This window comes from Providencia sp. PROV201 (assembly GCF_028479545.1).
Lineage (GTDB): Bacteria > Pseudomonadota > Gammaproteobacteria > Enterobacterales > Enterobacteriaceae > Providencia > Providencia huaxiensis.
The window spans coordinates 178,168-190,965 of the sequence record NZ_JAMPNW010000001.1; the positions used below are offsets into that span (position 1 = coordinate 178,168).

The following is a 12,798-nucleotide window of genomic DNA, read 5'->3' on the forward strand; positions in this document are numbered from 1 at the left end:
CTCTACACACAAAAATCACCTACTCCCTATTAATCTAGAAGCCCAAATAAGCCTATTTGTTTAGTTTATCAGTGAATTGAAACCACTTATTAACCTGTATAACGTGGTTTTCAAAAATATTGGAGTAACTTAATGACTGATTTTGATAAATATAAAACAACCTTGAAAAAGTTAAAATACTACGTATACGCATTATGCGAGCTAACAGATGAAGAGCGTCGCCCTTTTTATATAGGAAAAGGAGTGAATGATCGTTGCTTACAACACATATACCAAGCTATTGATATAAACTCAGAAGAAATAGATAAAGATCTAGTTGAAGAATTAAATGAGAAAAAAGAAAAAATAGAGAAATTACACAAGCAAAATAAACTAGGCATTGATATTTTACGACATGGCATGGATGAAGATACCGCATTTGTTGTGGAAGCTACTTGTATCGATCTACTGGGTGTCGACAGCTTAACAAATAAAGTGAGAGGCAAAACAACTAAACTAGGACGATTGAGTTTAAACGAGATACATGATCTACATACTGAACAACAAGTTGACATTAAAAAAGAACATTCCGGTTTGGCCTTTCTTTTGAACAAACTCTATAAATCAGGTATGGATGAACTTTCTTTATTTGAAGTAACCCGTGGGGTTTGGGCTAATATCCCAAGAAATGACAGTAATATCAAATACGCCTATGCAACATATAACAATATCATTAAAGAAGTTTATGAAGTGCATGGATGGGTAAAAGCAGGTACACAGCAATATTTTACTCGAGACAATATTAAACGTGATAGTGATAGGTGGGAATTTATCGGACGTAAAGCTGACGATTCTGTTCGTAAACTTTATGTAGGAAAAGTAATTAATAGAGATAGGAGCTATGGAACACCTTTCGTTAAGGTTGGATATTAATCTATTACAGATATCACGAATAGTCTTCAAGATGAAAAAGCAATAATCATCTTTTGATAGTGCTTGAGAACACCTTCAATATTCCCAAGCACTTCAGATTAAGAGTATTTAATACAAGCCGAGTACCGCCCCAGCCGCTAATAAAAAGAAACTAAACAACCAAATCCAACCGAACGAATAACGTAAGTGGCGCCCCATATCAATTCCAGCTAATCCCATTGCTAACCATGCTGCTGGAGAGAACGGGCTCACGAAGGTTCCTGCATTGTTACCTATCGCCATGGCATAAACAACGGAAGATGGGTCAACACCAACTGTGCCTGCAATTTGTTGAATTATTGGTAATAGTGCAAAATAATAAGCATCGGTACTGGTAAAAATATCCATTGGCACACCTAAAATACCAACAAAAATATGAACTTTAGAAACCCATTCTGTTGGTAAAATAGCGGTTAAGTCTGTTGCGATTGACTCAAGCATGCCACCTTCAGATAAAATACCTAAAAATGCTCCCGCCGCTAAGATAATGGCAACCATTCCCAATGCTTGCGGAGCATGGGCTGCCAAAACTTTCATTTGGTCTCTAGGGTTAGGGAAGTTAACCATCAAGGCAATGGAAAGGGCAATCATAAAAACATAAGGTGCAGATAATAAACCAAATGCTAAACACACAACGGAGGCAACAATTAACCCACCATTAATGAGTGGTTTTTTAGGCTTATGAACCGTTTCCGCTATATCTGCAGTGTCGTCACTGACAGGTAACAAAGAATCCATTTCATATGGCGTTGTTCCTTTCAAACTTGCTGCGGCAATACGTCTTTTCTCACGTAATCCCATCAAGATAGCAAATACCACTGCTCCACCCATACCAATGAGTTGTACTGGGATCAAATGCTGCCATAAGGTAGAAGCATCAATTCCAGTGACAGCCGAAGCACGGCCTAATGGCCCGCCCCAAGGTACCATATTCATAACCCCCATGCTGGCACACATCAGCAGCAACATAAGGTATGGACTCATCCCCAATTGGCGGTATAAAGGTAATAGTGCAGGAATGATAATTAAGAATGTCGCTGCGCCTGAACCATCTAAATGGACAACTCCTGCAATTAACGTTGTCATAATACAAACAACAATAATATTCCCACGCGTCATTTTAACCATTAAACGGATCAACGGATCAAAAATATGCAGGTCTTTCATTAAGCTAAAAAATAAAATCGCAAATAAAAACATAGCTGCGACTTTTGAAACTTTATTAATTCCGCTTTCAAAGAATACTGAAATTTCAGCAACAGAGTAACCAGCAAATAAAGCACCAATAAAGGGAATACAAGACATTGCGATAATTGGGCTAACTTTCCCCATCATCAATAATGTTACTATCGATATAATGATTAAAATACCAATAATTGTCAGCACATCAACTTCCTTCTTAGAATTATATTTTTCAGGTGAACACAAAATTCAGCTTGGCTCGCATTAGCTTAATAAGCATGTTTCTTATATAAACCATTTAATATAACCGCAAGGAATATTTTATAATTTTGCTTCACAAACAATGCATTAATTCTTATTTAAATTATCATTTAAAATAAAAAAATAGCTTTATTCTCTATTAGAACCATTAAAACCATAAGAGGAAATTAACGCCACTCCACAATGGTGAATATTAATTTTATTTATAAGTTACAGAATTATAACAATCAAAAATTAATAACTATTATAATATTTTATTTTTTATCTTATTTTTTTATATTTTTTCCCTCTTTTTTCATCATGTTGCTAGGGAAATATACTTTTTATGCTTTTGGCCAAATATGCAAAAATTTACTTGATTTTCTATCACCGATCCGCTGTAAAAACAAAATTTAGCCCGTAATACCACACCATCTCACAAAAAAAATTTAGAGAACTAAGTATAATATTAAAGTAATTTAAGTTTGCTAATAAGGAATGTTCCAATGAGCCGCCTTTTTTCACCTGCATCAATAGGCCAAGTTTCGCTGAAAAATAGAATTATTGTTCCCCCTATGTGTCAATATTCTGCAGAAAATGGCATGCCAACAGCGTGGCATAACGCCCACTATATGAACCTTGCCTTGTCAGGGGCCTCCTTAGTGATTGTAGAAGCCAGTGCCGTTGTTCCTGAAGGACGTATTACCCACAAAGACTTAGGCTTATGGAATGACGAACAAATGGTAGCCATGCAGAAAATGCTCAGCGATATCAGACATTTTTCAGATGCGCATTTAGGGGTACAAATCGCCCACGCAGGTAGAAAAGCATCAACCGAGTTACCTTGGTTAGGGGGTAAAAGTATCCATCCTACACAACCAAATGGTTGGCAAACCGTTGCACCATCAGCAATCGCTTTTGGTGAGAATGCAATCCCACATGCATTAACTATTGATGAAATTCTACAGGTCAAACAGCAATTTATTGACGCTGCAATTCGTGCTGAAAAAGCCGGTTTTGACGTTATTGAGATCCATGCTGCTCACGGATATTTACTGCATGAATTCTTATCACCGGCATCAAACTTACGACAAGATGAATATGGTGGGTGCTTTAAAGGGCGTACCCGCTTACTTACTAATATTTTTCATGAGATGAGAGAAATAATTAACCCTAATGTTGCAATTGGCGTGCGGATCTCCGCAACAGATTGGCTTGAATCGGGTTGGAATGTACCAGAATCAATTGAGCTAACAGAATTATTAGAGGATTTGGGTTGTGATTATGTCCACGTTTCGTCAGGTGGCTTATCAACTGAGCAACAGATACCATTAAGTCCAAATTATCAAGTCCCTTTAGCCCAAGCTATTCATGAAAACACCATGGTGCCTGTTATTGCAGTAGGCCTTATTACCGAACCTTTACAAGCAGAAGCCATTGTTGCAACCCATCAAGCTGATTTTGTCGCTATTGGTAGGGGGATTTTATTTGAGCCACGATGGCCTTGGCGAGCAGCGAGTGAATTGAATGAACAAATAGACGTTGCGCCACAATACCGGCGCTGTGCCCCACATCAATTTAAGCACTTATTTAAGTAAGGTAATAAACTCGCAGCTATTGCTAATTGATAATAGCTGCGAGTAATAAATAATTAACGCGCGTTAGTCGAACACTGTTGCACAAATTCAATCATCGTTTTTTGGAATTCAGGTTCTGCAGTACCTGATTTTTCTAGCTCCGCATCCATACGTTTAAACTCGGCCAAACCATATTTTTCAATTGTTTTGTCGTAGGCGCAACCACAAATTGCAGTCACTGCTTTTGCCGTTTCACCTTGAGGATTACCAGATGCAACCACACAAGTATTTACAAAATTTTCTTTGTATTCAGCAATTTCTGATTTTTCATCAGAACATGCAGACAGCACAGCCATCGCTCCCGCCATACCTAATATTAATGCTAATTTTTTCATTTTATGCCCATTTCCTATTTAGCTTTAACTAAGATGATAATAATAAACCCCTATTATTCCTAGTTCACGCTATTTTGGATATCTCGTTTATGTTTTCAATACCATTAATCTTAATTCACCAAATAAGACGTTCTTATTAAGATTAATATCCCTATCACTGACTATTCATATTAATCATAGCTGTTTTCTTATAAAAAATCTGTATTGCCCCATCTTTTATTATCTGTATTTTACTTAGGTAATGAATTAGAACAACGCCATCGATAATAGAATAATGATGATAAAATTAGCACACAGCCAACAATTTGGATAAAAGGCATTCTTTCACTATACCAAATAGCCGCTACAAATACGGTCATAACAGGTTCAAGGATCATAATAATTGCGGCATTTCCTGCGGTGGTATTTTTTTGGCCGATAAGCTGTAATACAAACCGTAAACTCGTTGCTATCACCACACTAGCAATAAACCACATCATAGTGGGTATCGTGATGCTACTTGGCCACTCTTCTAAAAAAAGTGACAAAATTAGTCCTGTAATTCCAGTACAGGCAAGTTGAATGGTCGTTAACGGTAAAAGAGGAATTGTTCGAGTATATAAACTGGTATAACAAAAATAGATAGCCTGAACAATTGCGGCGCCAAGAAACCAAAGTTGGCTTGCTTTAAACTCAAGCTGAGCCTTGAATAGTGTTAAACATGCCAGCCCTAATACAGCGACAGGAAGTGCCTCCCAGAAATAACGTACAGGTTTATTTTTTAAAATCACCCATGCGACTAAGGGAACAAACAACATCGCCAGGCTCATGATAAAAGCCCCTTCGCCAATTGAGTCTGTTATCGCAACTGCGTGGATCCAAAGCACCATATTTAATGACATCCAACCGCCTGTCATTAATATTTTGGGTAATTGCTTCACCGCTATTCTATTTTTTTTCCCCCGACAAAAAGGGGCTAAAATGATGGCCGCGAATAAAAAACGGCTACCTAGGAAGGCAAATATTGGCATTCCCTGCACTGCTTCTCGGGAAAATACCCATCCCCAAGCTGCAATTATCGTGGTAAGCACCAAGAAAAATTCTGCCTTTCTTTGCGAATACATGTGTTCCTCTGGATAAATTAAAAAGACTCTCTGCTACATCATACTGGCTTTTTCATCTAAACCAATCACATTTATGGCCTTTATCTCCAACCGCTCCAAATAATAATGTTTCGTAAAAAATGATAAATATGACCTTAAATTAAGAGCCATTTCCTCTTAATAACGATAAGTTTACTTCCAAGCCGCCTTTTTTCTTATTAAATAGATTAAGTCTCATTTCAAATACGATAAATGAGGAAGTTTGCATACAAGCTCATCAATTTTTCTTTTTACATGACCTGAGATAATCAAGGTAGGCAAACAAGTACCAGTCTTACTGATTGAAGTTGCATCTTCAACTTAATGGAAGGTCATAGCATGGTTATTCAAAAAACATTACCGATAGATAACGATACAATCAAAAAAATTAAGATTGCGATCAATAAGAGAAAATATGCGCATGCGGATGAGATAAGTTTGTTATGGCAACACGCATTAAAATCGTCGTCAGTCTTCAGTTGGGGAAAAGTGATGCTGATTTCGATAATTAGTGGTTTGGTTGTGACAATAGCCACTTATTTATAGCATGGGGTTTTAAAAGAAGAAATCGAGCTGTTAGCCCGATTTCTATTAAATATCTTCAATCTCTAATTTAGCTAATTACCAGTAACCTAAGAACTTCCACCAAACGCTACCAATAAAGAACCAGATGGCTAAGTTAACGACACTCATAACAAAACCGGTTTTCCACCACTCGCCTAATGTGGCATAGCCAGAACCAAAAATAATGGGTGCAGTACCTGTTCCATAATGAGTTAATGACATCATTAATGATGATGAGAAAGCAAGCGTTAAAGCTAACAACATTGGCGGTGCACCAAGAGATAAGCCCGCGGCTAAAAATGCAGCATACATTGCGGTAATATGTGCAGTTGTACTAGCAAAGAAATAGTGGGAATAAACATAGATAAGAACAAGGATCAACATCCCCCATACCCAGCTAATTCCCATACTCGCAATGGCACCTTCGACTGAAACTGACATCCATTTAATTAGGCCTAATTTTCCTAAGAAAGATGCCATCATCACCAAAGCGGAGAACCAAACTACCGTATCCCAAGCCCCTTTATTTTTTAAGACATCATCCCAATTGATGACACCTGTTGCTAATAAAATACTTAAGCCAATAAATGCTGCTGTTGTTGCATTCACACTGTATGCAGGTCCAAAAATCATTGCAGGTACACCTGCCCACATCAGTAATAACAACCCAAAAACAGCTAATGTTAATTTTTCAGGTAATGAAACTGGCCCTAATTGCTGTAAACGTTCTTTGGCAAAATTAGGCGCATCCGGCGTAGAGGTGATTTCAGGCTTGTACATCAAATAAATGACCAGAGGCATTAAAATCAAGGAGATAATGGCAGGCACAAATGCTGCAATAGCCCACATTCCCCAAGTTAGCTCCCCTTTTTGCCCTAATTCACTTACAATCAGGCTGACTATCAGTGGGTTGGGGGCTGTTGCCGTAATAAACATTGCAGACGTAATCGGGTTAATATTGTAATTGACCAAAGCCAAGTAACGACCGATTTTCCCAGCAGTACCATCATCTGCCTTAGACCCGAAACTATCAGCGATAGAACGCATAATTGGGTGAATAATTCCCCCACCTCGTGCAGTATTACTTGGTGTCACAGGAGCCAATATTGTTTCTGCTATTGCCAATGAATAAGCAATACCCAATGTTTTTTTACCAAATAAAGAAATGACATAATAACCTATCCTTGCCCCTAAACCTGTTTTGTTCAAGCTCATGGAAACCATGATAGAAATACCAATTAACCAAATTAAGTCATTAGAAAAACCACTTAATGCATCCGCAATTGCCCCTTTAGTTGATTCAGGATTAGTCACCCCGGTAACTGCAACTAATGAGATAGCGACAATAGAAACACCACCTATTGGTAAAGCCTTACCAATAATCGCAGCGATTGTGCCTACAAATAATGCTAAAAGATGCCACGCATTTGGATTAACACCTTCAGGAACAGGAATTAAAAACCAAATAATTAATGTTATTGCAACTGCGATTAACGTTGGAACAGGTTTTAAAGGTGTCAGCTTATTCATAGGGTTCATCCATACACGTTTAAAGATGGAAATACAGAGTAATTTCAGTTATATATTCTAATTTTATCTTTAGATTAACAATATATAGCTCAAAAACCTTGATATTTATCAGTACGTAGATTCTTTTATAAAAAAATGTAATTTATTTTGTAACTAAACGTAATATATTATTTCAGTGATTAACCTTTCATATTTTTCGCACAAAAAGGTAAGCCTACACTTATATTAATAAGGGTAAAAATAAAACTGGGCTTATTATTTGTTCTATTACTAGGCTAGCAACACATACACTCACATTTATCACATAATCTAATTTGTTTCTTAATATACTAAAATTTCAATTATTTTTATAGTTTACCCTCAATTTATGCTTGCTGAATCGAATTAATAAAATAAAACCAAGAAATATTCTAAATTATATTGAATATATAAAAAATTATAACAATGGTAATTTTTGCTTAAAAAACGAGCAACCCACTATTGAAGCAATACCTTCTACTTAATTATCATTAGTTATTATCTAATCTGATCATGCTAAAAAACACTTATAGTGATTATGCTTTTTCCCAATACAATTTTTATTCCTAATCTATAAATATGAGCAATAAAACACATCCAAATATGACTAAGAAGGAAATGAAATGTCTACTGAACAAATTTACTCCACAAATGCTCAACGCCCATGTATTGTGTTATGCACGACTAATAGCCATGAAAGTGCAATTAAAATTACCCAACATTTACTAGCCAATCGTTTAGCTGCATGTGTTTCTTTACTCCCTGAAATAACATCTGTTTATCTATGGCATGGTAATATCACGCAAGATAAGGAGATCTTACTCTTGATCAAAACAACCCAAGGGAATCAACTCAATTTGTTTAATGCAATAAAAGAAGTACACCCATATAAAACTCCAGAACTCATTCGCTTAGACCCAAGCCAAATTGAAGATAATTATCTACAATGGCTGATTAGCTCCGTTAAATAATAGGTATTAATCTGAATTTAATAACTATAACGTTATAAATTGTGAGCTAGAATCATTTTGTATAAATAAATTCAACTGGTCGGCTATGGTTTACCGTAAATTAATGCTATATAAATAAGCTCGCTTTATATTTATTTTCCCTCCTTAATATTTGGAGGTTTTTTTTGTCTAAAAATTAGCTAACACATATTCTGTCTAGCTAAAAAAGCGACTGATATAAATATCAATCGCTTTGTACGTGAAATCTTCGTGGAAAAACTAGCCCCTTAAGGGCTGATTTCTCACTGGCCTACCACCTGCGACATAATAATCTGCATCGCTTGTGGGCAACGGAGACCGATTTCGAATTTTATCGGCGATTTTCTCCGCGATCATGATAGTCGTTGCATTTAAATTCCCCGTAATAATCAGCGGCATAATTGATGCGTCGATAACTCGTAAATTTTCAATACCATGAACTCGCCCTGCACCATCCACTACCGCCATATCATCGTGCCCCATTTTACAGGATCCACAGGGGTGAAAAGCGGTTTCTGCTCTCTCACGGACAAATGTATCTAGCTCTTCATCAGTACTAATCTGTTTACCGGGGCTGATTTCTTCCCCACGATATGGGTCAAGTGCTGGCTGAGCCATAATTTCACGGGTAATACGAATAGCAGCACGAAACTCTTCCCAATCCTGCTCCGATGACATGTAATTAAATAAAATACTCGGATGCTGCCTTGGGTCTAATGATTTCAAACGAACTCGCCCTCGGCTCGGCGAACGCATTGAACCTACATGGGCTTGAAAACCATGCTGATTAACGGCATTACTACCGTTATAGTTAATCGCCACAGGCAAAAAGTGAAATTGAATATTTGGCCAAGCAAATTTTTCACTGGTGCGGATAAACCCGCCGGCTTCAAATTGGTTGCTTGCGCCAATTCCTGTCCCTTTAAATAGCCATTCAGCGCCTATTTTGGGTTGATTTATCCATTTTAAGGCTGGATATAGTGAAACTGGTTGTTTGCATTCATATTGCAAATACATTTCAAGGTGATCTTGCAAGTTTTGCCCTACACCAGGTAAAACGTGCACAGCTGGAATATTGAACTCAGCCAAAACATCCGCAGGCCCAACACCAGAACGCTGTAAAATTTGTGGAGATGCGATCGCGCCTGCACATAAAAGAACCTCTTTGCGCGCCTTCACTACCGTAGGCGTAGTGCTATTACCTTGATAATATTTAACACCAACCGCTTTTTTCCCTTCAAACTCAATGGTATCCGTAGTGGCATGCGTAAGAATAGTTAAATTGTGGCGCTTTTTCGCTTGGTCCAAATACCCTCTTGCTGTACTTGCTCGTCGCCCTTGAGGAGTGACTGTGCGATCCATCGGGCCAAAACCCTCTTGTTGGATCCCATTTAAATCATCTGTTTGTGGATACCCTGCTTGTACACCGGCTTCCACCATCGCATGAAATAGCACATTATTGCCATTCTTCGGTGTTGTCACACTGACTGGGCCATCTCCACCATGGTAATCATTAGGGCCAATATCACGCGTTTCTGCTTTTCTAAAATAAGGTAAGCAATCGAGATAACGCCAGTCTTCTAAGCCAGGTGCTTCAGCCCAGCCGTCAAAGTCTAGGGCATTCCCTCGGATATAACACATCCCATTAATTAATGATGAGCCTCCGAGCCCCTTCCCTCTACCACACTCCATTCGTCGGTTATTCATATGCGGTTCAGGATCAGTTTCATAAGCCCAATTATAACGTCGCCCCTGTAACGGGTAGGCTAATGCCGCTGGCATTTGTGTGCGAAAGTCGAACCGGTAGTCCGGTCCTCCTGCTTCAAGGAGCAGCACAGTAACATCTGGATCTTCTGTCAGGCGGGTAGCAAGAACGTTACCGGCTGAACCAGCACCGATAATAATATAGTCATAGACCATTGTTATCTCCTCTGTTTCAGTCAAATTAAAATGATGTGATTAAAAAACGGATGCAAATTCCCCCAATTCCACTTGAATAGATTTCACTTGTGTATAATTTTGCAATGTCATTACGCCATTTTCACGGCCAACACCGGAATGCTTATATCCCCCTACTGGCATTTGAGCGGGTGATTCACCCCATGTATTGATCCAGCAAATCCCAGCTTCTAATTGATGGATAACACGATGCGCACGCGTTAGATCCTGTGTCACAACCCCTGCAGCAAGCCCATATACACTGTTGTTTGCACGGGCAATCACTTCATCTTCCGATTGATAACTTAAAATACTCATGACAGGACCAAAAATTTCTTCCTGCGTGATTTGCATTTCATCATTGCAATCAGTAAATACCGTTGGTGCAACATACGCTCCCTGAGCGAAATCGCCATCCATCAAGCGTTCACCTCCGCACAATAATTTCGCACCTTGCTGTTTGCCTAACGCAATATAACGCAACACATTTTCCATATGAGCAAAACTGACTAATGGCCCAAAGTTAGTATTATCGTCAATGGGGGAACCTATTTTAATGCGCGCCACACGTTCAGTGATCTTGTCTTCAAACTGTGATTTGAGCGATCCTGGCACAAAAACCCGTGTTCCATTGGTACACACTTGGCCGGAACTATAAAAATTCGCCATCATGGCGATATCTGCAGCTTTATCTAAATCTGCATCATCAAAAATAATTAGAGGTGATTTACCGCCTAGTTCCATCGTCACCTCTTTTAAAGAAGAGGCTGACGCATTCGCCATCACTTTTTTACCCGTTGCGATCCCCCCAGTGAATGAAACTTTGGCAATATCAGGGTGCTCCGTTAACCATTGCCCCACTTCACCGCCTTGGCCTGTCACCACGTTAAACACCCCGGCTGGCACACCCGCTTCAGTATAAATTTCAGCTAACTTTAATGCGGTTAACGACGTGACTTCACTGGGTTTGAACACCATGGCATTACCCGCAGCCAGAGCAGGTGCTGATTTCCATAGCGCAATTTGGATAGGGTAATTCCATGCGCCAATCCCTGCCACAACACCCAGCGGTTCACGGCGGGTATAAGCAAATGCGCTGTCACGCAAAGGGATCTGCTGCCCTTCCAGCATAGGGATTAAACCTGCATAGTATTCAAGGACATCTGCCCCTGTGACGATATCCACATAACGAGTTTCAGAAAGCGGTTTGCCCGTATCAAGAGTTTCGAGATAAGCCAACTCGTCGTTACGTTCCCGTAAAATATCCACCGCACGGCGTAAAATACGTGAGCGTTCCATCGCGGTCATTGCCGCCCAAACTTTCTGGCCTTGTTTGGCGCTTTCTACCGCCCATTGAATATCTTCAAGGGTCGCAGATTGCAGATTTGCGATAGTTTCGCCATTTGCAGGGTTGATTGCAGGAAATTGCCCGCATTCAGGTTGTGAACTGTCGACATAACCACCATGAATATAAAGCTTATGTATCGGTGGATGTTGCATATTATCTCCTCTGAATTGGTTATTAGGTTTCTAAAACCTCAGCACGTTGTAGTTGCATATCGATATATTCGTTAGTGATTTTGAGTGCATCCTTAACAGGGAATTGTTCATTACTCAAAGCACTACGTAGCCATAGGCCATCAATTAAAGCCGCCAGCCCCTTCGCTGCCATCCGCGCATCCGCCTTGTTTAACACCCGCCCAAACTCATAGCTTAAGTTTGAATACAAGCGTCGGTCATTAACCTGCTGTAAACGGTTTAAATTCGGTTGATGCATACTACTCGCCCAAAAGGCTAGCCACGTTTTCATCGCGGCCTCACTGGTTTGCGTTGGGTCGAAGTTGCCCTCAACAATTGCCTGAATTCGTAGTTTTGGCTCCGCTCCGGTCAACATCCGTAAACGTATTGCAACCGCAAACCCTAGTTGGTATTGAATATGGCGCATAGTGGCTTCAAGCAAGCCATTTTTATCACGGAAATAATGGCTAATGATCCCTGTAGAGACCCCGGCTTTACGGGCAATTAACACAAAACTAGCTTCCTGCATTCCAACTTCATTAATCACAGCCAATGTGGCTTGAATTAACTGTTGTTTACGTATCGACTGCATTCCTATCTTCGGCATGGTATTTGAACCTAAAAAATACATTGATCCCTTGTATTAAACGTTTTTTTGATTGAATGTTCAATCAATATTAACTATTGTTTACAACAATTCATTCACAATTAACATAAGAGAGAAGATAACAAAAACCAAATCTTGGCTAATAAATCAATCAATTAGCTTAGAAAG

Annotated in this window: 10 protein-coding genes; 3 read left to right on the plus strand and 7 right to left on the minus strand. The window is 39.1% G+C overall.

What is annotated here, in order from left to right:
- Positions 1-132: 132 nt before the first annotated feature.
- Positions 133-912, plus strand: a complete 780-nt coding sequence (locus PR809_RS00835; RefSeq protein WP_102139295.1) for an LEM-3-like GIY-YIG domain-containing protein — start codon at positions 133-135, stop codon at positions 910-912.
- A gap of 108 nt (positions 913-1,020) precedes the next feature.
- On the opposite strand, the gene PR809_RS00840 is transcribed toward PR809_RS00835, so the two are convergent.
- Positions 1,021-2,337: a CitMHS family transporter gene (locus tag PR809_RS00840; RefSeq protein WP_102139296.1), complete on the minus strand. Its 1,317-nt coding sequence runs from the start codon at positions 2,335-2,337 to the stop codon at positions 1,021-1,023.
- A 542-nt stretch (positions 2,338-2,879) separates the two neighbouring features.
- Between PR809_RS00840 and PR809_RS00845 the strand changes: the two genes are divergently transcribed.
- Positions 2,880-3,971: an NADH:flavin oxidoreductase/NADH oxidase gene (locus PR809_RS00845; protein ID WP_206276542.1), complete on the plus strand. Its 1,092-nt coding sequence runs from the start codon at positions 2,880-2,882 to the stop codon at positions 3,969-3,971.
- A 53-nt stretch (positions 3,972-4,024) separates the two neighbouring features.
- Here the strand turns inward: PR809_RS00845 and PR809_RS00850 are convergent, their stop codons facing one another.
- The 3 genes from PR809_RS00850 to PR809_RS00860 all read right to left on the minus strand — a co-directional run bounded on the left by PR809_RS00850 (position 4,025) and on the right by PR809_RS00860 (position 7,560).
- Positions 4,025-4,345, minus strand: a complete 321-nt coding sequence (locus tag PR809_RS00850; RefSeq protein WP_166266955.1) for a hypothetical protein — start codon at positions 4,343-4,345, stop codon at positions 4,025-4,027.
- 230 nt (positions 4,346-4,575) lie between these two features.
- The gene (locus PR809_RS00855; RefSeq protein WP_206276541.1) at positions 4,576-5,448 is read right to left on the minus strand and encodes a DMT family transporter; all 873 of its coding nucleotides are present in this window, start codon (positions 5,446-5,448) and stop codon (positions 4,576-4,578) included.
- A gap of 639 nt (positions 5,449-6,087) precedes the next feature.
- The gene (locus tag PR809_RS00860) at positions 6,088-7,560 is read right to left on the minus strand and encodes an anion permease (protein WP_102139301.1); all 1,473 of its coding nucleotides are present in this window, start codon (positions 7,558-7,560) and stop codon (positions 6,088-6,090) included.
- A 641-nt stretch (positions 7,561-8,201) separates the two neighbouring features.
- Between PR809_RS00860 and cutA the strand changes: the two genes are divergently transcribed.
- Positions 8,202-8,549 (plus strand): divalent-cation tolerance protein CutA, encoded by a 348-nt coding sequence (gene cutA / locus PR809_RS00865; protein WP_102139302.1) that lies wholly within the window; start codon positions 8,202-8,204, stop codon positions 8,547-8,549.
- A 258-nt stretch (positions 8,550-8,807) separates the two neighbouring features.
- Here cutA and betA read toward each other — a convergent pair whose 3' ends face one another.
- From betA to betI, 3 genes are read right to left on the minus strand one after another with little or no spacing between them, the layout of a single operon-like run.
- Positions 8,808-10,487, minus strand: a complete 1,680-nt coding sequence (gene betA / locus PR809_RS00870) for a choline dehydrogenase (protein ID WP_206276883.1) — start codon at positions 10,485-10,487, stop codon at positions 8,808-8,810.
- A gap of 39 nt (positions 10,488-10,526) precedes the next feature.
- The gene (gene betB / locus PR809_RS00875; protein ID WP_102139304.1) at positions 10,527-12,005 is read right to left on the minus strand and encodes a betaine-aldehyde dehydrogenase; all 1,479 of its coding nucleotides are present in this window, start codon (positions 12,003-12,005) and stop codon (positions 10,527-10,529) included.
- Between the two features lie 22 nt (positions 12,006-12,027).
- Complete coding sequence (gene betI / locus PR809_RS00880) at positions 12,028-12,630, minus strand: transcriptional regulator BetI (protein ID WP_102139328.1); 603 nt, start codon at positions 12,628-12,630, stop codon at positions 12,028-12,030.
- Between the last annotated feature and the right edge of the window lie 168 nt (positions 12,631-12,798).